We start from the raw sequence: 18,882 nt of genomic DNA on the forward strand, positions 1-18,882 counted from the left end.
GGTTTTTTGTTGTTAGCTGTTTGGCAGCAACCGGCAGGTGATGCTCTTGATGTAGCGGGTTTCAGCGATGGCCGGGTGCACTGGGTGATCCGGGCCCTGACCGCCACGTTCCAGCATCTGGATGTTGCGGTCCAGGTGACGGGCGCTGGTCAGCAGGATGTTCTGCAGATCGTCTTCCGGCAGGTGCATCGAGCACGAAGCGCTGACCAGGATGCCGTCCTTGCTGAGCAGGCGCATGGCTTGCTCGTTCAGGCGACGGTAGGCGCCTTCACCGTTTTTCATGTCTTTCTTGCGTTTGATGAACGCCGGCGGATCGGCCACGATCACGTCGAAACGTTCTTCGCTGGCTTTCAGTTCTTTCAGGGCTTCGAAGACGTCGCCTTCGATGCAGGTCATTTTCTCGGCAAAGCCGTTCAGCGCGGCGTTGCGCTCGACGCCGTCGAGGGCGAAGGCCGAAGCGTCGACGCAGAACACTTCACTGGCACCGAATGCGGCCGCTTGCACGCCCCAGCCGCCGATGTAGCTGTACAGATCCAGTACGCGTTTGCCTTTGGCGTAAGGGGCCAGGCGCGCGCGGTTCATGCGGTGGTCGTAGAACCAGCCGGTTTTTTGGCCTTGAATGACCGGCGCTTCGAACTTCACGCCGTTCTCTTCCAGCGCCACCCACTCCGGCACCAGGCCGAACACGGTTTCGACGTAGCGGTTGAGGCCTTCGGCATCGCGGGCGGCGGAGTCGTTCTTGAACAGAATGCCGCTTGGCTTGAGCACTTGGGTCAGCGCCGCGATCACGTCGTCTTTATGGGCTTCCATGGTCGCCGAAGCGATCTGCACCACCAGAATGTCGCCGAAACGGTCGACCACCAGACCTGGCAGCAGGTCGGAGTCGCCGTAGACCAGGCGATAGAACGGCTTGTCGAACAGGCGATCGCGCAGGGACAGGGCGACGTTCAAGCGATGCACCAGCAGCGATTTGTCCAGCGGCAGCTTGATGTCACGCGACAGCAGGCGGGCGCAGATCAGGTTGTTCGGGCTCATGGCAACGATGCCCAGCGGCTTGCCGCCGGCGGCTTCGAGAATCGCCTGATCGCCAGCCTTGAAGCCGTGCAACGGGGTGGCGGCTACATCGATTTCGTTGCTGTAGACCCACAAGTGGCCGTTTCGCAGGCGACGGTCGGCGTTGGCTTTGAGGCGCAGGCTAGGCAGGGACATGACGTCGCTCCGGAAAAAAGAGCGGGAGTATAGCGTGTTGCAGCGCTGACAGGTTTGGAGGTGGACATGTGGCGAGGGAGCTTGCTCCCGCTGGACGGCGGAGCCGTCCCAACTACGGTTGTTGCAGTACATCAGACGGACTGCATTCGCTGGGTTTGCGTCTGCTTCGCAGCCGAGCGGGAGCAAGCTCCCTCGCCACAGGGGGATGCACTGCGCTCAGGAGACGGATTGGGAAATTTATGAAACTTCAGGCGATATGCCGGCCGATGTGTCGGATCAAACTTTATAAAGGTTAGAATCTCCACCTGTCCCAGAGTGTGTACCTATGTCCCAAGAGCTGACCACCGAACAGATCCAACAGTCCTTGCAAGGCATCAGCGTGCCGGCCCAACCGCAAATCATGGTGGATTTGCAGATGGAGCAGTACATGCCCGATCCGGATCTGGAAGTGATCGCCAAGCTGATTTCCCAGGACCCAGGTCTCTCTGGTTCCCTGCTCAAAATCGTCAACTCGCCGTATTACGGCTTGAGCAACAAGATCGCCTCGATCCAGCGTGCGGTGAATCTGCTGGGTAGCCGTTCGATCATCAACCTGATCAACGCACAGTCGATCAAGGGTGAAATGAACGATGACACCATCGTCACCCTGAACCGTTTCTGGGACACCGCTCAGGACGTGGCGATGACGTGCCTGACTCTGGCCAAGCGCATCGGTATCGAGGCCGGCGATGAAGCGTATGCCTTGGGCCTGTTCCACGACTGCGGCGTGCCGCTGATGTTGCAGCGTTTCCCTGACTACATGACGACACTCGAAGTGGCCTACGCCAACGCGAGTGCTGAATGCCGGGTGGTGGACACTGAAAATCGGGTGTTCAATACCAACCACGCGGTCGTCGGTTACTACACGGCCAAATCCTGGCGCCTGCCGGAGCACGTGAGTGCCGCAATCGCCAATCACCACAATACGCTGGCGATTTTCAGCGATGAGTCTTCGCGCAACAGCCAGCTGAAAAACCTGCTGGCGATCCTGAAAATGGCCGAGCACATTTGTGCGTCCTACCGGGTACTGGGCAACCAGAACGAGGACCATGAATGGAACAGCATCGCGGTGTTGGTGCTTGATTACGTGGGCCTCTCGGAATACGACTTCGAAACCCTCAAACAAACGATTCGCGACCTCGGCACTCACCGCTGAGTGTGGTGAGAGCCTGATTCGAGAGCTCCATGCCAGAACTGCCGGAAGTCGAAACCACCCGCCGCGGTATTGCGCCCTATCTGGAAGGTCAGCGCGTCAGCCGGGTGATTGTGCGTGAGCGTCGCCTGCGCTGGCCGATCCCTGAAGACCTGGATGTGCGGCTCTCTGGTCAGCGCATCGTGCTGGTGGAACGGCGCGCCAAGTACCTGTTGATCAACGCCGAGGTCGGCACGCTAATCAGCCATTTGGGGATGTCGGGCAATTTGCGTCTGGTGGAAGTCGGTATGCCGGCCGCCAAGCATGAGCATGTAGATATCGAACTGGAGTCGGGCCTGGCCCTGCGTTATACCGACCCGCGACGCTTTGGCGCGATGCTCTGGAGCCTCGACCCGCTCAACCACGAATTGTTGATTCGCCTGGGGCCGGAGCCGTTGACCGACCTGTTCGACGGCGAGCGCTTGTTCCAGCAGTCCCGTGGGCGTTCGATAGCGGTCAAGCCGTTCATCATGGACAACGCGGTGGTGGTCGGCGTAGGCAATATCTACGCGACTGAAGCGTTGTTTGCGGCCGGTATCGACCCGCGTCGTGAGGCCAAGAGCATTTCCCGGGCGCGCTATCTGAAGCTGGCCATCGAGATCAAACGCATTCTGGCCGCCGCCATCGAGCGCGGCGGCACGACGTTGCGCGACTTTATCGGCGGCGACGGTCAGCCCGGTTATTTCCAGCAGGAATTGTTCGTGTATGGCCGTGGTAGCCAACCGTGCAAGGTGTGTGGAACAGAGCTGCGGGAAGTCAAACTCGGGCAGCGCGCCAGCGTCTTTTGCCCTCGCTGCCAGAGCTGATATCTCCTACGGTCTATAGTCAGTGTTCTCACTGCCTAGTCGAAGGACCGCGCCATGAACCTGTTTCGAACCCTTGTCGTCGTTACGCTGCTGAGCGTCGGTACGCCAGTGCTGGCGGCAAAGACCGGCAGCGGTGATCCGCGCTACACCATCCAGAACCCCCCGGCCTACGCCATGCTCGGCGATTTGCTGATTGCCCGACCCTTGCTGGTCGCGGCAACGGTGATCGGCGCGGGGGCGTTTGTGGTGTCGTTGCCGTTTACCGCGTTGGGCGGCAATGTTGGCGATGCGGGGCAGGCGCTGGTGGTCGACCCGGCGAAAGCGGCGTTTGTGCGGTGTCTGGGGTGTATCGGGGAGGGGTTTGAGCAGCGGGAGTGAATCAGTTAGATCTTCGGTGTAGCTGATGGCCCTTTCGCGAGCAAGCCCGCTCCCACACTGGATCTGCGTCGTTCACAAAACCCCTGTGGGAGCGGGCTTGCTCGCGAAGAGGCCCGAATAAACGCTACAAAATATCGGAATCAAGCCTTGCCGGTAATCTTCCGGTACTTCTCCATCAACTGCTCTTCAGTCTCCGGATGCGCCTCGTCCAGCGGAATGCAATCCACCGGGCAGACCTGCTGGCACTGAGGTTCGTCGTAGTGGCCGACACACTGTGTGCACAGGTTCGGGTCGATCACGTAGATCTCTTCGCCCTGGGAAATGGCGGCGTTCGGGCACTCGGGTTCGCAGACGTCGCAATTGATGCAATCGTCGGTGATGATCAGGGACATGCTAACTCCAGCCGGGGCGCAAGGCCCGGGCGCAATAAACCAATGCGCAATTGTGCCGCATTGGCGCTGTAGGAGCCAGCTTGCTGGCGATGGACGGGAGAGCGCCGCGTTCATTCAGGCAGCCCTCGTCACCGTTAACGTCCATCGCCAGCAAGCTCGCTCCTACAGGTTTATTTCTTGAAGCGTTCGGTGAGGGCGTCCGCCACCGCAGGGTGGACGAATTTGGTGATATCGCCGCCCAGGGCCGCGATTTCACGGACCAGCGTCGAGGAGATGAACGAATAACGCTCGGACGGCGTAAGAAACAGGCTTTCCACGTCCGGCGCCAGCTGACGGTTCATGTTGGCCAGCTGAAATTCGTATTCGAAGTCCGAAACCGCGCGTAAACCACGCAGGAACACGTTGGCATTCTTCTCTTTGGCGAAATGCGCCAACAGCGTCGAGAAGCCGACGACTTCAACGTTCGGCAGATGTTTAGTGACCTCGCGGGCCATCTCCACACGCTGTTCCAGGGGAAACAACGGGTTTTTCTTCGGGCTGGCAGCGACGGCGATGATCACATGATCGAACAGGCGCGCGGCGCGTTCGACCAAGTCGCCATGGCCCTTGGTAATAGGGTCGAAGGTACCTGGGTACAACACTCGGTTCATCGCGTCGTCCTGGCGGGAGTCCGTTGGGGAGTCGGATGGTATCGCAGCCTTCCCGGTCGGCCAAGTCGCCTGTTGGGTAAGAAAGCACTATAGACGATGGGAATATTCGCTCTTTTCACGGGTTTTTCAAACGTTCGGCGAGCGAAGTCGCCAATTGCGCGGTCAGCCCGTAGACCGACAATTGCGGGTTTGCGCCAATGCTGGTGGGGAACAGCGAGCCGTCGTGGATCGACAGGTTGCTGAGTTGATGATGCCGGCCAAGGCTGTCGGTCACGGCGTTTTTCGGGTCTTCGCCCATGGCACAACCGCCCATCACATGGGCACTGCCCAGGCGTGTGCGATACAGCTCGAGGCTCAACCCGTCGATCAGCGTGCGCGCTTCGGCCAGGGTTTTCACGTAACGCGCGTCGGCGTGCATTGGCATGACGGCGTTGGCGCCACCGGCGAACTGGATCTCGGCCATGCTGTGGAACGCGCGGCGTAAACCGTCCCAGGCGTAGGCTGAAACCTGATAATCGAGCACCGGCGTGTTGTCACCGCGCAGTTCGACACTGCCGCCGGGGCTGTCCGGGTGAAAACCGTCGCGCAGCAATGCGAGCATGGCGTGTGTATGGGGCAGATTTTCCATGTGCTGCGCGTTTTCCTTGCCGTAACCGCCGAGCAGGGTGGCCGCCAGCGCCGGGTGCAGCGGTGGCACTTCGAGTTTGTAAGCCATCTTGCCGGTCGTGCCGTCCTGCCATTGGAAGTGGTCGGAGTAGATCGACTGCGGCGCGCCGTAGAACGGGTTGATCACCTCGTCGAACAGCCCGGCGGACATGTTTACCAAATGCAGAAAGGTCCGTTTGCCCAGCCGCTTGTGCGGGTCTGGCGCATCCGAGCGCAACAGCAGCGCGGGGCTGTTGATCCCGCCGCCGGCCAGCACGTAATGCCGCGCCTTGACCGTGATCGTCCTGCCCGTGGGGGCGACGCAACGGTCGTCCATCGCCACGCACTGCAGGCCCGTGACCTTGCTGTCCTGGATCACTAATTTTTCAGCGCGGGCCAGGTAAAGCAGCTCGCCACCCTTTTCCAGGGTCGCCGGAATCGTCGTCACCATCATCGATTGCTTGGCGTTGGTCGGGCAGCCCATGCCGCAATAACCGAGGTTCCAGCAGCCACGCACGTTGCGCGGGATGACGTGCCAGGTGTAACCGAGCTTCTCGCAGCCCTTGCGGATCACGTCGTTATTGGCGTTCGGCGGGACCATCCAGGGCGCGACGCCCAGACGTTGCTCCATTTTCTCGAACCACGGTGCCATTTCGGCCGGGCTGTGGCCTTTGACGTCGTGCTCATTGGCCCAGTGTTCGAGCGTCGGGTCCGGGGTACGAAAGCTCGACGTCCAGTTGATCAGCGTAGTACCGCCCACCGCCCGGCCTTGGAGGATGGTGATCGCGCCATCCTTGCTCATGCGGCCGATGCCTTCCTGATAGAGGCTGGTGTAGGCCTGGTCTTCGAGCAGCTTGAAATCGCTGCTGGTCTTGAGCGGACCTTCTTCGATCAGCAACACCTTGTAGCCGGCGGCGCTGAGGATTTCGGCGGTGGTGCCACCACCCGCGCCGCTGCCGATGATTGCTACGTCCGCTTCAAGGGTCAGGTTTTCGGTCAGTTGCGAGCCGTTGTAGGTTTTCCAGCCGCGGGCCATGCCTTCGCGGAACGGGTCGGGTACGGGCATGTTCGGGTTCTCTTGTTGTTTTTGGATTCTGTGGTGATGCGAAGGGGACGACTCGGTCTCAAACCGCAGGCGGCCCGGGATACCCGCAATGCGCCCACGATTCAGCCCGGCTGTACCACGCCATCATCACCAGTTGCTGCAACGAGCTGTGCCCCATGCGCAACAGGCTCAACGAACTGTTTTCCCAGCGCTGAAGAAAATGCCGGATCTCGTCGGCACTGGCGTTTTCCCAACTGCCCCAGATTCCGGTCAATGGCCCGCGAGTCACGGCCATCCCCAGCACATCGAACAGTTGCCGAGTCAGCTTGAGCATTTCCGGCGACAGATGATCGAGCCCGTTATCCAGGGTTTTCAGGGTGCCATCCACGGCCGTTGGCAGGTTCTCGACCGCCACGGCACCGTCAAGCATCACCGGGATCAGAGCCCGCAAAAACAGCAGGTCGCCGCTGCGCAACATCGCGAAACCGTTGGCCGGAATACTCGAAGAGCAGCCGCTGAGGCTCGCACCCAGTCCGGCCGTGGCCAGAAACGCACTCGCGCCGAGGCTGAATTTAAGCAAGCCGCGCCGTGACAGCGCGGGTGTATCGGACAGGCCTGGGCTCATTATTGTTATTACCCGAAGGATTTTGATCGTTAGCGGATAAACAGCTTCTGGATCAGTTTCTGAATGGATTTGCCGTACGGCGGGTAGATCAGCTTCGCCGCGTTGAAACGCTGTTTGATCAGCACACCTTTGGCTTTACTAAAGGTCAGGAAGCCCTCGTGGCCGTGGTAATGACCCATGCCCGAGGCGCCGATGCCGCCGAACGGCATGTCCTCCTGGGCAACATGCAGCAACGTGTCGTTCAGGCACACGCCGCCAGAATGGGTCTGATGCAGGACGCGGTTTTGTTCGCGCTTGTCGTAGCCGAAGTAATACAGCGCCAGCGGACGAGGTCGCTGGTTGATGTAGGCAAACGCCTCATCCAGATCCTTGTACGGAACGATCGGCAGCAGAGGGCCGAAGATTTCGTCCTGCATCACCATCATCTCGTCGGTGACGTTGAGCAGCAGGCTGTGGCTCATGCGGCGCCCCTGACCCTGGTCGAACAACGGGATCAGCAGCGCGCCTTTGCTGGTGGCATCGCTGATGTAGCCGTTGAGTCGGGCCAGTTGTCGGTCATTGATGATCGCGGTGTAGTCCGGGTTGTCAGCCAGTGTCGGATAAAATCCGCGAACCGCCTGACGATAGGCTTCGATGAAAGAGCCTACGCGGTCTTCCGGTACCAGCACGTAGTCCGGGGCCACGCAGGTTTGTCCGGCGTTGAGCGTCTTGCCGAACGCGATGCGTTCGGCGGCATCTTTCAATGGCACATCGCGGGAAACGATGGCCGGAGATTTGCCGCCCAGTTCCAGCGTCACCGGGGTCAGGTTTTCGGCCGCCGCGCGCATCACATGTTTACCGATGCTGGTGGCGCCGGTGAACAGCAGATGATCGAAACGCAGACGGGAAAACGCCACGCCGATATCGGCCTCGCCGAGCACTACGCACACCAGGTCTTCGGGAAAGATCCGGGCCAGCAATTCCTTGAGCAGCAAACCGGTGGCGGGGGTCGATTCGCTGAGTTTGAGCATCACCCGGTTGCCCGCCGACAAGGCACCCACCAAAGGGCCGATGGCCAGGTACAGCGGGTAGTTCCAGGGCACGATCACCCCGACCACCCCCAGCGGCTGATAAACGACTTTGGCCGAGGCGGGCTGGAAGGCAACGCCGACTTTGCGCCGTGAAGGCTTCATCCAGCCTTTGAGGTGCTGACTGGCGTAGTGAATACCGTGCAGGCTCGGCATCAGTTCGGCGAGCAGGGTTTCATCGGCGCTGCGGTGGCTGAAGTCCTGGCTGATGGCGTCGACCAGCGCCTGGCGCTCAGTGCTCAACAAATCCCGCAGGGCTTTGAGCCATTGCTGGCGCTGCGCCGCCGGTGGCATCGGGTTGGCGGCATAGGCGGCGCGCTGGACGTCGAACAAGGTTTGGAGTTCTTCCAGTGGCTGCTGCAGGTTCTGAAGGTAGGCAATTTCAGCAGTCATGGTCATCTCCGGATTTATTGTTGTGAAGAACTTTTTAGAGTCCATGCTCTATAAAGTCAAATGACATCCTGGCGCAGCGTTGTTTTATCCACGGGCGGATAGGTCGTAAGATGCCCGTCAACGCACTCTGAATTAAAGCTCAAGCCATGGCCCCACGGATCAAAACCAGCGAGCGCATCGTGCAGAACAGCCTGGAGCTGTTCAATCAGCAGGGCGAGCGCAGCATCAGCACCAACCACATTGCTGCCCACATGGAAATTTCCCCGGGCAACCTGTACTACCACTTCCCCAACAAGCAGGCGATCATCGCCGTGTTGTTCAGTGAGTACGAAAGCCTGGTGGACAGCTTCCTGCGCCCGCCCCAAGGGCGCGCCGCCACGGTCGAGGACAAGCGTTACTACCTCCAGGAGTTGCTGGCGGCCATGTGGCGCTACCGGTTTTTGCACCGTGACCTTGAGCACTTGCTCGACAGCGATCCGGAACTGGCTGCCCGTTACCGGCGTTTTTCCCAACGCTGCGTGATCCAGGGCACGGCGATCTACAGAGGGTTCGTCGAGGCCGGCATCCTGGAGATGGATCGGGTGCAGATCGAATCCCTGACGCTCAACGCCTGGATCATCCTGACGTCCTGGGTGCGTTTCCTGTGCACCACGCGGGAAAACTCCAAGCACCTGAGCGAACAGGCGATCAAACGTGGGGTTTACCAGGTGCTGGTGCTGGAGGCCGGGTTCGTCACGGATCAGTCCCGCGATGCGGTCAACGCACTGTTTGAAGAGTTTTACGTGCCGCTGGCGCAAGCCCTGGAAGAAGTACAGTAGGATCAGACATCGCCAAATCACTGGAGCCCGTTATGCCCATTGCGCAACTGATCAGCCCGCAAGCACTGGACCTGAAAAAGGAGCAGCCTGGGCGGGTGATTCTGGATTGTCGTTTTGCCCTCGAAGACCCGGATTACGGCCAGCGCAGCTATGCCGAAGGGCATATCGCCGGGTCGAGTTTTGCCGATCTTGAGCGCGACCTGAGCGGGACAGTGATCAAAGGTGTGACCGGGCGCCATCCGTTGCCCGAACCTGAAGATTTGATCGAGCGTTTGCAGGCCTGGGGCATCAATGCCGACAGCGAAGTGGTTTTGTATGACGACGGTCCCGGCGCCTACGCGGCGCGGGCCTGGTGGTTGCTGGCCTGGCTGGGCAAGCGCGACGGCGTGTTCATCCTCGATGGCGGACTCAAGGCCTGGCACGCGGCGGGTTTGCCTCTGAGTCTAGATGCTCCCGGTGTTGAACGTGGGACCTTTACCGGGACGCCGGACAATGCGCTGATCCTGAGCGCCGAACAGCTTCAGCAACGTCTCGGCCAACCCGCGCTGACCTTGCTCGATGCCCGCGCCTTGCCGCGCTTCAAGGGTGAAGTGGAACCGATCGACCCGATTGCCGGGCACATTCCCGGCGCGCAATGCGCGGCGTTCACCGACAACCTGGGCAGCGACGGGCATTTCCTGCCGGCCGATCAGCTCAAGCAGCGGTTTGCGGCGAAACTCGGCAATCGTTCACCGATTGATCTGGTGGCGTACTGCGGTTCGGGCGTGACGGCTTGCCATAACCTGTTTGCGTTGTGCCTCGCGGGATATCCGTTGGGATCGTTGTATGCCGGCTCGTGGAGCGAATGGATCAACGAGCCTGCGCGCGGCGTCGCCAAAGGCGAGTAAAGATCAAAAGATCGCAGCCTTCGGCAGCTCCTACAGTAGGAATGTGTATAGCTGTAGGAGCTGCCGAAGGCTGCGATCTTTTTGTTTCTAAAGTCGAGCACTGCGATACGCCCCCGGCCCAACCCCGTAAACCTGCTTGAACTGCCGATTCAGGTGACTCTGGTCGGCAAAGCCCAGCTGCATGGCCACTTCCAGCGGCAAACAGCCGCCTTGCAACAATGCCCGCGCCCGGGCGATGCGCTGCTGCATCAGCCAGGTGTGCGGTGGCATGCCAGTGGTGCGGCGAAATACCCGGGCGAAGTGGAACGGCGACAGGTTCACCGCTGCCGCGAGTTCTTCCAGCGACGGCGGCGCTGCCAATTGTGCCTGCAGCAGTTCCTTGGCCAAGGTCACCGCCCGGTGTTCCTTGCCGGGTTTACCAGCGTCCGGGACGGCGGCGTGACGTTGCAGCAACGACAGCATCATTTCCCGCCAGGCGGTCTGCTGTTGCAGGGCTGTGGACGGCGTTTCGAGCAGGCGATGCAGTTGGCAGAAACCCTTCACCAGATCCGGATCGCGATACAGCGTGGCGCCAAACGCCGGCAAGGTGTGGGTCGGTAGTTCCAGCTCGGTCAGCAGCGAAAGAATCTGCCCGCTGTCGGGATAAAACGCCCGGTACAGCCAGCCGTCTTCCGTGCCCTTGTGGCCGGTGTGCAATTCATCAGGGTTGATCAACACCAGCGTACCGCTGCCCGCCAGGTGTTCGGCGCCGCGATAGCGATAACGCTGAGCGCCGGCCATGATCATGCCGATCACGTAACCGTCATGTACATGGGGGGCGAAACGGTGTTCGATGTAGCGCGCGGACAACAACTCGACCCCGGCCAACGGCGCCGTTTGCCAGAAACGGATCGACTCGCCCTGATCGGTATCCATCGGTTTACTCGCGACCCACGGCGGCCAGCCACTGTGGGATGCGCCGTTCCAGGTAGTAACCCGGTTGCCGGAACGTGCCATCGACGAAGCCGACATGCCCGCCCTTGGCTTGCAGTTCGAATTGAGTACAGGCGGACAGTTCCTCGACTGGCGGCAGGCTGTGAGGAAACACAAACGGGTCGTCTGCGGCCTGAATGATCAGCGTCGGCGTGCGAATCTCGCCAAGGAAATAGCGACTCGAGGCACGGCGATAGTAGTCCTGCGCATCGGTGAAACCATGCAGCGGCGCGGTGACCCGGCCATCGAAATCCCAGAAGGTGCGCATGTTTTCCAGCGAGCCGAGGGCGGCCAGCTTCGCCAGGCCATCCTCGCGCCCGTCATGCTGGAACTTCCGCTGCTTGTTCTTGATGTAGGTGACCATCTCGCGCATGAAGTGCGCTTGGTACACCTTCGAGAAACCCTGGCCGATACGGTCAGCGCAGTGATCGAGCCGAAACGGCACCGACACCGCCACGGCACCGAGCACGCCGCTGTCGCTGCCGGTCTCGCCCAAGTGTTTGAGCAAAACGTTGCCGCCGAGGGAATAACCGACCGCGTACAGCGGCGCGAGCGGCCGTTTGGCGCGCAAGTGTTTGATGGCTTCGGCCAGGTCTTCACTGGCGCCGGAATGGTAGCTGCGCGGCAACAGATTTGGTTCGCCCGAGCAACCGCGCCAGTTCAGCGCGACGCTGGCCCAGCCCTGGGCGCCCAGCGCCTTTTGCACGCCGGCCACGTAAGGCGAATTGGAAGAACCGGTCAGGCCGTGCAACACGAGCACCAGCGGTGTATCGGCGCTGTGCGGGCCGTGCCAGTCCAGGTCAAGAAAGTCGCCATCCTCAAGCCACAAGCGTTCGCGCTCGCGTTCGATGTGCGTGGTTTTGCGCCAAAGCGGTCCCCACAAGGTTTGCAGATGCGGGTTGCCGAGGCCGAAAGCTGGCGTGAATTGAAAAGGGGATCCGGTGGGAGGCAAAAATGCGCGCACGGCAAATCTCGAAAGAGTGATGCATGAAGCGGCAGGCGCGAAGGTGCGACTGCCGCATTCAATGAAAACCTAACTTGCCACAAAGCTCGCGTCAGCGCGACACGTGTTCCGGGATGGATCGTCGGCTGGCGCAATGACGGGTTGCGGAAGCGGCAGTTGCTCCACCGTGGGGCCCACGGTGACCACTCGCCACTGATCATCAGTCAGGTGCTTGCCCAATGTGGTTTTGATTTGCTTGAGCGTCAGTCGCTGCACTTGCTGTACAAAGAAGTCCAGATCAAGTGGCAGGTGATGGCGGTTGATCTCGACCAGGCGCTCGAGGATCTGCTTGTTGCTGGCGCTGTCAATAACGCTCGTGTTGGCCAATCGGCGCTTGAGATGATCGAGTTCCTCCTGTGTAGGACCGTCGCGCAGATAATCGCTGAGCATCGACTTCATCAGTGTCACAGTGCCGTCAGCGAATTGCGGACTGGTATCCAGAGAGATTGTCGTCAGTCCGCTCCCCGCCCAGTCACTGGTCTGAACGCTGGCGCCGTACACCAGTCCTCGCTTATGCCGCAGTTCAGTGATCAGGCGGGAATTCGTCCCCCGGCCAAAAATCACCGTTGCTGCGTACAGCGCAACGAAGTCGTCATGCTGGCGCGACACGCTGGGCTGTCCGAACAACACGTGGCTTTGTTCCTGCGCACGTTCAATATGGCTGGTCATATCCGTGCCGGTCAGTTTGAAAGGTTCGGCTGGGGAGGTGTTGACGGGTGTGTCGGGCAGCGCGTTGGCGATTTGCAGGCTGATGGTCTGAGCCTGTTCCACCGTCAAGTCACCCACCACTGTGATTTGCGCCTGGCGCGCCGAGTAGGCTTGCCGGTGAAAGTCCTGAACCGCTTGTCGGGTGATGGACGCCAGACCTGTGTCGGTTCCATAGATCGAACGCGCGTACGCGGTTTCGGGGGCCAGAAGCTCTTGGAGGCGCAAAGAGGCAATCTCCTCTGGCTGTTGCTGCCGTGATTGAAGCAATCCGCGAAGCTCGCTTTTGACCCTGACCAGTGCTTCATCGGACAGGGATGGCTGACCAAGGATTTGTGCAAACAGTTGCAGCGCCGGCGCGCTTTTCTCCGGGTCGCTCAGACTGCGCAAGGAAAAGGTGGCACGCTCTTGATCCAGTTTCAGCTTGAGTTTCGCACCCAGGCCATCGAAGGTTTCGCTGATGGCGGCGTGGTCAGTTTTGCCCTCTACACCTTCATTCAGCAGGCTGAACGTGATCCCGGCGAGGCCGGGCTTATCGTTTTCAAGGGCACTGCCGGCGGGGAAGCTGACATGAATATCGAACATCGGCAGTGCCGAGATGCCTATGAACAGCGTTTTGGTGTCTGCTCTGGTTTTCCAGCCCTTGATGGTCAATGGGCGTGGCGTCGATTGGGTCGTGTCGATTTCCAACAGCGATTGCAGCACTGACGCAGGAAAGCCGGTTGGCGCGGGTGGCGCGGTATCGGCTGCCATCAGACTGACAGGCAGGCAACCGATCAGTGCGAGGCAAAATATGGCGCCCCGAGGGCTGTGTGCAGATTCATTCATGGTTTTTCTTCTCAACAAGGACGTGGGCCGTGCTCAGGCGTTCACGGATCAGGTAGGTTTCGGCGGCCTGGCGGACGTCCTCGGGTGTCACTTTCTTTAACTCGACGATGTCTTGATCCATTAATCGCCAGGACAGACCGATGCTCTCCAGGCCGGCCAGTTGGCTGGCTGTGTCATCAATTAAGTCCCGTGCATAAATTTGCCGGGCGATCAGTTGAGTTCGTGCACGCTCCAGCTCATCGGCGGAGGGTGGCGTGGTTCGCAGTTCGTCGAGCAAATGCCAGATTCGCGTTTGCGCCTCGTCGAGGCTGGCGGAGTGCGTGTCGTCAAGTTGGGCGCTCAGTACCAGAAGCGTGTCGCCACGGGTGAAGGCGTCATAGGTGGAGTCGATACGGGTGAACAGCTGTTCTTGATGCGTCAGGTGTTTTGGCAGACGGGCGCTTTGGGAACCAGCCAGCAGCATCTCGATCAAGCGCAAGGCGTGCACGGATCGGCTTGTCTGCGCCGTTGCCAGACTGGGTACATTGAACGCCATGATCAGCTGTGGGGCGTGGACAGGTTGATGGAGAGTGAGTTTCCGTTCGCCAGGCTCCGGCAGCTCCAGCGGCTTCAGTACAGGGGGGACGGGACGGCTGGCGAGCGCGCCGAAATAGCGCTCCGCCATAGGCTTGACCTGATCAAGCGTGACGTCACCGACGATCACCAGCGTGGCATTTCCGGGTACGTAGCGTGACTCATACCAGTCGCGCAGGTCGGCGGCGTTCAAGCGGTGCAGGTCGTCCATCCAGCCAATGATCGGTGTCCGGTAGCTGCTGGAGGGATAAGCCAACGTCGTGAGGCGTTCGAGTGCAGTCTCTGTAGGGCTGTCGTCTACTATCAGGCGACGCTCTTCCCGAATCACCGCCATTTCGGGAGTCAGGTCTTCGGCCCGCAAGAGTGCTGTCGACATGAGATCGGCCATCAACTCGAAAGCGACGCCCAGGTAGGGGGTGGCCAACGTCTGGTAGTAACCGGTCACATGTTTGTTGGTAACAGCATTTTCCGAGGCACCCAACGATTCAAGAATTGCCGCCGCTTCTCCTGGACACGTCTTGCTGCTGCCTTTGTAGAGCATGTGTTCCAGAGCATGCGACAGGCCGGTCTGCCCCGGAGCTTCGTCGATGGATCCGACCTTGAACCAGAGTTGAGAGGTCACCACTGGGGCTCGGTGATCCTCTTGCACGATGACCTTCAGGCCATTGTCCAGTACAAATTCGTGTGTGGGTGATGGGGCGGCGAGTGCCGTCAGCGGGGTCAGGCATAGAAAAAGCAGCATCCTGCTGCGGTATTTGTCCATGGGAGAGTTGTCCTCAGTGATTTACGGAGATTACGTAATCCACTGTGAGGATTTTGATGCGCCGTTGTGCGGTAGATAGTTACCGCACAGCGGGCATTCATTTGGACAGATTGTGTCGCGCAGCAGTTATTGGCTGCGCTGCCACAGCGCGTAGTAAACCCGCCCGGATTTCTGCTCGCGGTGCAGGCGCCAGTTCGCCGGCAAACCGAGCGTCGACGGTGCGTTTTCGCTTTCGGTATAGACCCAGGCGTCGTCCGCCAGCCATTGGCGCTCTTCGAGCAGGGTGCACACGGCGGGCAACAGGTTCTGGTTGAACGGCGGGTCGAGGAAGACCAGGTCGTAGGCGACCGCTGGCTGGGTTTCCAGATAGCGCAAAGCGTCGGCGGTCTGAACCTGGCCGGTGGTGCAACGCAGCGTGCCCAGATGTTCTTTCAGGCTGGACACCGCGATATTGCTCGCATCCAGCGCCTGACCCATGGCCGCGCCACGGGACAGGGCTTCAAGAAACAGCGCGCCGCTGCCGGCGAACGGATCGAGCACCTTGGCCCCGGCTACATAGGGCGCGAGCCAGTTGAACAGGGTTTCACGCACCCGGTCCGGGGTCGGGCGCAAGCCCGGCGCGTCAGGGAAGCTCAGTTTACGGCTGCGCCATTCGCCGCCGATGATGCGCAGTTGGTTCACGCCGTTATGCACGTTGTGAACAGGTTTTTTTGGACGGGAAGTGGCCATTAATGCTCCGGAACCCCGAGCGGCTGCTCGGCAGGTTTATCAGTAGGGGCCGGTAACGGCTTTTGCGGCACGGTCGGGCCAGCGCTGACGATGACCATTTTGTCCGTGCTCAGGTGTTTGTTCAGTGCGGTTTTGACTTGCTCGACGGTCAGGCTCTGGGACTGCTGCATGAAGTCCTCCAAATAACTCAGCGGCAAGTTGTAGAAACCCATCGCGCCGAGCTGGCCGACGATATCCGCGTTGCTGGCGGTGGACAGCGGGAAGCTGCCGGCCAGTTCACGCTTGGCGTCGTCGAGTTCTTTCTCGGTCGGCCCGGTTTTAAGGTAGTCGGCGAGCACATCCTGCACCAGTTTCAGCGTGCCTTCGCTCATCTCGGCGCGGGTTTGCAGGTTGATCATGAACGGGCCGCGCGCCTGCATCGGGGTAAAGCCCGAATACACGCCATACGTCAGGCCGCGCTTTTCGCGCACTTCGCTCATCAAACGGGTGCCGAAGCCACCGCCACCGAGGATCTGGTTGCCCATGGACAGGGCTGCGTAATCCGGGTCGTCACGGTCGATGCCCAGTTGCGCCAGCATCAGGTTGGTCTGCTTGGACGGAAACTCGATGTGGCCGATGCTGGCTTTCGGTTCTTCAGGTTGCGGCAGCTTCGCCAGCGCAGGGCCTTTTGGCAGCGCGCTGGAAACTTGTGCAGCAATCGCCTCGGCCTCGGCACGAGAAAGATCGCCTACCAGCGCAATCACCACGTTGCCGGCGGCGTAGGCTTTCTCATGGAAAGCCTTCAGTTGAGCCAGGGTAATCGCTGGAACGGTTTTCGCCGTGCCGTCGCTGGAATGCGCGTACGGGTGATCGCCGTACAAGCGATTCATCAGCTCGATGCTGGCCAGTTTGCCGGGGTTCTGTTTCTGGTATTCGAAGCCGGCAAGCATCTGGTTCTTGATGCGTGCAAACGAATCGGCGGGGAAGGTCGGTTTGCCGACGACTTCGGAAAACAGCTTCAGCGCGGGTTCGCGTTTGTCCGCGGCGCTGAGGCTGCGCAACGAGGCCAGTGCCATGTCCTTGAACGCACCGTTGCCGAAGTCGGCACCCAGGCCTTCGAAGCCCTGAGCGATGGCGCCAACATCTTTGCCGGCCACACCTTCATTGAGCATTGCGTTGGTCAGCACAGCCAGTCCCGGCGCATCGCCGTCCTGGCTGCTGCCGGCGGCGAAGATCAGGCGCATGTCGAACATCGGCAACTCGCGGGCTTCGACGAACAGCACCTTGGCGCCTTCGGCGGTGTTCCAGGTCTGCACGTCCAGCGTACGGCGGCTCGGTGCCTTGCCGTCGAGTTCGGCCAGCGATTGCAGCTTCTGGCTGGACTTGGCCTTGTCGAGGGCTTCACTGGCGTTGGACTCGCCGGTCTTCAGGAAATAGAAGGCCGCGGATCCGATCAATGCGACAGCAATCAGGCCAATCAAGGCCCAACGGGATTTTTTACACTCACTCATGAGTCGTCTCCAGTGGCAGGACATGGGCGACGCTGAGACGTTCGCGGGTGAAGTACAGCTTGGCGGCTTTCTGGATGTCTTCCGGCGTTACGCTTTCCAGTTCGGCCAGTTCGGTGTCCATCAGTTTCCACGACAGGCCGACGGTTTCCAGTTGGCCGATGGCGGTCGCCTGGCTGGTGATCGAGTCACGCTCGTAAACCAGACCGGCGATGACTTGTGCGCGGACGCGTTCCAGCTCTTCGGCTGACGGCGCGGTGGTTTTCAGCTGATCGAGCAGCTTCCACAACCCGGCTTCAGCCTGGGCCATGGTTTTGTCTTTCTGGGTGTTCGGCGTTGCCGACAGGGTGAACAGGCTGTCGCCACGGGTGTAGGCGTCGTAGCTCGACGAGCCGCCGGACACCAGCTCTTCGCCGCGTTCCAGTTGCGTCGGGATGCGTCCGCTGTAACCGCCATCGAGCAGGGCCGAGATCAGGCGCAAGGCGTGGACCGACCGCTTGTCTTCGGCGGTGGCAATGCTGGGTACGTTGAAGCCCAGCATCAGGCTCGGCAATTGCGTCTGCACGTGCAGCGTGATCTGGCGCTCGCCGGGTTCGGCCAGTTCCATCGGGATTTTCGCCGGCGGCACGTCACGCTTGGCGATCGGGCCGAAGTAGCGCTGGGCCAGGGTTTTGACCTCGTCCGGGGTCACGTCGCCGACGACCACCAGCGTGGCGTTGTTCGGTACGTACCAGGATTGGTACCAGTGGCGCAGTTCTTCGACTTTCATGCGGTCCAGGTCAGCCATCCAGCCGATGGTCGGCGTGTGGTAACCGCTGGCCGGGTAGGCCATGGCCTTGAAGCGCTCGTAGGCCTTGGACATCGGCTTGTCATCAGTGCGCAGACGACGTTCTTCCTTAATGACTTCGATCTCGCGGGCGAACTCGTCGGCCGGCAGGCGCAGGCTGGCCATGCGGTCGGCTTCCAGTTCGAAAGCCACGCCCAGACGGTCGCGGGCCAGCACTTGGTAATAAGCGGTGAAGTCGTCGCTGGTGAAGGCGTTCTCTTCGGCACCGAGGTCGCGCAGGATCAGCGAGGCTTCGCCGGGGCCGACTTTCTCGCTGCCCTTGAACATCATGTGTTCCAGGGCGTGGGACAAACCGGTCTGTCCCGGCGTCTCGTAGCTGGAGCCGACCTTGTACCAGACCTGGGAAACCACCACCGGCGCACGATGGTCTTCGCGCACGACGACCTTCAGGCCGTTGTCGAGGGTGAATTCATGGGTGGGTTGCGGATCGGCAGCGAGGGCTGAAAGTGGCAGACAAACTGTGCTGAGCAGCAGGCCTGCAGCGCGGCGGGCTAGAGCATTCATTCGTTTTTTAAACCTGTTGAGCTGCCCGCTTGGTCTTAGCGTCGGCGGGCGAGAGGGTGCTAGGATACTGATCCGTTTTACTGGCGGCCACGCCTATCAGGCCTTTGCGTTTGATCAGGTTGAATGGGTTTGCGGCAGAAGGCTGTGGTTTATCAACTAAACTCTGCTTTTTCGCCGATTTTGCCGCTTCAGTCCTTCGTGAAATCGTTTTTGTAAGGTGCCGTTTGCACCTCCAGAAAATGTTGCGCGTGAACAAGCTGGGTCAATCGCAGTCTGTTCTGCATCGAATATTTATTTGCCGGGGCGCCCTTTGGCGCGTCGCTAC

General features: G+C 60.4%; 18 protein-coding genes. 5 read left to right on the forward strand and 13 right to left on the reverse strand.

Annotated elements, in window-relative coordinates:
• Positions 1–12: 12 nt before the first annotated feature.
• Complete coding sequence (locus tag ACYZTL_RS17200; RefSeq protein WP_017341306.1) at positions 13–1,209, reverse strand: class I SAM-dependent rRNA methyltransferase; 1,197 nt, start codon at positions 1,207–1,209, stop codon at positions 13–15.
• Between the two features lie 379 nt (positions 1,210–1,588).
• On the opposite strand from ACYZTL_RS17200, the gene ACYZTL_RS17205 reads away from it, so the two are divergent.
• Genes ACYZTL_RS17205 through ACYZTL_RS17215 form a run of 3 tightly spaced genes read left to right on the forward strand, consistent with a single transcriptional unit; the run spans position 1,589 to position 3,624 of the window.
• Complete coding sequence (locus ACYZTL_RS17205; protein WP_461954327.1) at positions 1,589–2,404, forward strand: HDOD domain-containing protein; 816 nt, start codon at positions 1,589–1,591, stop codon at positions 2,402–2,404.
• A 29-nt stretch (positions 2,405–2,433) separates the two neighbouring features.
• Positions 2,434–3,246, forward strand: a complete 813-nt coding sequence (mutM, locus tag ACYZTL_RS17210; protein ID WP_461952790.1) for a bifunctional DNA-formamidopyrimidine glycosylase/DNA-(apurinic or apyrimidinic site) lyase — start codon at positions 2,434–2,436, stop codon at positions 3,244–3,246.
• Positions 3,247–3,300: 54 nt separating this feature from the next.
• On the forward strand, positions 3,301–3,624 hold the full coding sequence (locus ACYZTL_RS17215; protein ID WP_461952791.1) for a multidrug transporter: 324 nt from the start codon (positions 3,301–3,303) through the stop codon (positions 3,622–3,624).
• 140 nt (positions 3,625–3,764) lie between these two features.
• Here ACYZTL_RS17215 and ACYZTL_RS17220 read toward each other — a convergent pair whose 3' ends face one another.
• From ACYZTL_RS17220 to ACYZTL_RS17240, 5 genes are all read right to left on the reverse strand, one after another.
• Complete coding sequence (locus tag ACYZTL_RS17220; protein ID WP_003195146.1) at positions 3,765–4,016, reverse strand: YfhL family 4Fe-4S dicluster ferredoxin; 252 nt, start codon at positions 4,014–4,016, stop codon at positions 3,765–3,767.
• Between the two features lie 170 nt (positions 4,017–4,186).
• The gene (gene coaD, locus ACYZTL_RS17225; protein ID WP_461952792.1) at positions 4,187–4,666 is read right to left on the reverse strand and encodes a pantetheine-phosphate adenylyltransferase; all 480 of its coding nucleotides are present in this window, start codon (positions 4,664–4,666) and stop codon (positions 4,187–4,189) included.
• Positions 4,667–4,781: 115 nt separating this feature from the next.
• Positions 4,782–6,377, reverse strand: a complete 1,596-nt coding sequence (locus ACYZTL_RS17230) for a GMC family oxidoreductase (protein WP_461952793.1) — start codon at positions 6,375–6,377, stop codon at positions 4,782–4,784.
• 58 nt (positions 6,378–6,435) lie between these two features.
• Positions 6,436–6,981, reverse strand: coding sequence for a twin-arginine translocation pathway signal protein (locus ACYZTL_RS17235; protein ID WP_461952794.1), 546 nt, complete (start codon positions 6,979–6,981; stop codon positions 6,436–6,438).
• Positions 6,982–7,010: 29 nt separating this feature from the next.
• Positions 7,011–8,441 carry a coniferyl aldehyde dehydrogenase gene (locus ACYZTL_RS17240; protein ID WP_461952795.1) on the reverse strand — a complete coding sequence of 477 codons (1,431 nt, stop codon included), beginning with the start codon at positions 8,439–8,441 and terminating at the stop codon, positions 7,011–7,013.
• A 146-nt stretch (positions 8,442–8,587) separates the two neighbouring features.
• Between ACYZTL_RS17240 and ACYZTL_RS17245 the strand changes: the two genes are divergently transcribed.
• Positions 8,588–9,259 carry a TetR/AcrR family transcriptional regulator gene (locus tag ACYZTL_RS17245; protein ID WP_461952796.1) on the forward strand — a complete coding sequence of 224 codons (672 nt, stop codon included), beginning with the start codon at positions 8,588–8,590 and terminating at the stop codon, positions 9,257–9,259.
• Positions 9,260–9,291: 32 nt separating this feature from the next.
• Positions 9,292–10,146, forward strand: coding sequence for a sulfurtransferase (locus tag ACYZTL_RS17250; RefSeq protein ID WP_461952797.1), 855 nt, complete (start codon positions 9,292–9,294; stop codon positions 10,144–10,146).
• Between the two features lie 87 nt (positions 10,147–10,233).
• Here the strand turns inward: ACYZTL_RS17250 and ACYZTL_RS17255 are convergent, their stop codons facing one another.
• The 7 genes from ACYZTL_RS17255 to ACYZTL_RS17285 form a co-directional block, all read right to left on the reverse strand.
• The gene (locus tag ACYZTL_RS17255; protein ID WP_461952798.1) at positions 10,234–11,061 is read right to left on the reverse strand and encodes an AraC family transcriptional regulator; all 828 of its coding nucleotides are present in this window, start codon (positions 11,059–11,061) and stop codon (positions 10,234–10,236) included.
• A gap of 4 nt (positions 11,062–11,065) precedes the next feature.
• Positions 11,066–12,082: a hydrolase gene (locus ACYZTL_RS17260; protein WP_461952799.1), complete on the reverse strand. Its 1,017-nt coding sequence runs from the start codon at positions 12,080–12,082 to the stop codon at positions 11,066–11,068.
• A gap of 69 nt (positions 12,083–12,151) precedes the next feature.
• Positions 12,152–13,654, reverse strand: a complete 1,503-nt coding sequence (locus ACYZTL_RS17265; protein ID WP_461952800.1) for a M16 family metallopeptidase — start codon at positions 13,652–13,654, stop codon at positions 12,152–12,154.
• The gene (locus ACYZTL_RS17270) at positions 13,647–14,990 is read right to left on the reverse strand and encodes a M16 family metallopeptidase (protein WP_461952801.1); all 1,344 of its coding nucleotides are present in this window, start codon (positions 14,988–14,990) and stop codon (positions 13,647–13,649) included. Before ACYZTL_RS17270 ends, ACYZTL_RS17265 begins: the two co-directional genes overlap by 8 nt.
• Positions 14,991–15,116: 126 nt before the next feature.
• Positions 15,117–15,719, reverse strand: coding sequence for a 16S rRNA (guanine(966)-N(2))-methyltransferase RsmD (gene rsmD, locus ACYZTL_RS17275; protein WP_461952802.1), 603 nt, complete (start codon positions 15,717–15,719; stop codon positions 15,117–15,119).
• Complete coding sequence (locus ACYZTL_RS17280; RefSeq protein ID WP_461952803.1) at positions 15,719–17,209, reverse strand: M16 family metallopeptidase; 1,491 nt, start codon at positions 17,207–17,209, stop codon at positions 15,719–15,721. The genes rsmD and ACYZTL_RS17280 overlap by 1 nt, the downstream gene beginning before the upstream one ends.
• Positions 17,202–18,557 carry a M16 family metallopeptidase gene (locus tag ACYZTL_RS17285; protein WP_461952804.1) on the reverse strand — a complete coding sequence of 452 codons (1,356 nt, stop codon included), beginning with the start codon at positions 18,555–18,557 and terminating at the stop codon, positions 17,202–17,204. Before ACYZTL_RS17285 ends, ACYZTL_RS17280 begins: the two co-directional genes overlap by 8 nt.
• Positions 18,558–18,882 lie beyond the last annotated feature (325 nt).

The organism is Pseudomonas sp. LB3P81, assembly GCF_054897965.1.

Coding starts and splice junctions, on each gene's coding strand:
- ACYZTL_RS17200 (WP_017341306.1), bottom strand. CDS start 1,209: ATGTCCCTGCCTAGCCTGCGCCTCAAAGCCAACGCCGACCGTCGCCTG.
- mutM (WP_461952790.1), top strand. CDS start 2,434: ATGCCAGAACTGCCGGAAGTCGAAACCACCCGCCGCGGTATTGCGCCC.
- ACYZTL_RS17215 (WP_461952791.1), top strand. CDS start 3,301: ATGAACCTGTTTCGAACCCTTGTCGTCGTTACGCTGCTGAGCGTCGGT.
- ACYZTL_RS17220 (WP_003195146.1), bottom strand. CDS start 4,016: ATGTCCCTGATCATCACCGACGATTGCATCAATTGCGACGTCTGCGAA.
- coaD (WP_461952792.1), bottom strand. CDS start 4,666: ATGAACCGAGTGTTGTACCCAGGTACCTTCGACCCTATTACCAAGGGC.
- ACYZTL_RS17230 (WP_461952793.1), bottom strand. CDS start 6,377: ATGCCCGTACCCGACCCGTTCCGCGAAGGCATGGCCCGCGGCTGGAAA.
- ACYZTL_RS17235 (WP_461952794.1), bottom strand. CDS start 6,981: ATGAGCCCAGGCCTGTCCGATACACCCGCGCTGTCACGGCGCGGCTTG.
- ACYZTL_RS17240 (WP_461952795.1), bottom strand. CDS start 8,441: ATGACTGCTGAAATTGCCTACCTTCAGAACCTGCAGCAGCCACTGGAA.
- ACYZTL_RS17245 (WP_461952796.1), top strand. CDS start 8,588: ATGGCCCCACGGATCAAAACCAGCGAGCGCATCGTGCAGAACAGCCTG.
- ACYZTL_RS17250 (WP_461952797.1), top strand. CDS start 9,292: ATGCCCATTGCGCAACTGATCAGCCCGCAAGCACTGGACCTGAAAAAG.
- ACYZTL_RS17255 (WP_461952798.1), bottom strand. CDS start 11,061: ATGGATACCGATCAGGGCGAGTCGATCCGTTTCTGGCAAACGGCGCCG.
- ACYZTL_RS17265 (WP_461952800.1), bottom strand. CDS start 13,654: ATGAATGAATCTGCACACAGCCCTCGGGGCGCCATATTTTGCCTCGCA.
- ACYZTL_RS17270 (WP_461952801.1), bottom strand. CDS start 14,990: ATGGACAAATACCGCAGCAGGATGCTGCTTTTTCTATGCCTGACCCCG.
- rsmD (WP_461952802.1), bottom strand. CDS start 15,719: ATGGCCACTTCCCGTCCAAAAAAACCTGTTCACAACGTGCATAACGGC.
- ACYZTL_RS17280 (WP_461952803.1), bottom strand. CDS start 17,209: ATGAGTGAGTGTAAAAAATCCCGTTGGGCCTTGATTGGCCTGATTGCT.
- ACYZTL_RS17285 (WP_461952804.1), bottom strand. CDS start 18,557: ATGAATGCTCTAGCCCGCCGCGCTGCAGGCCTGCTGCTCAGCACAGTT.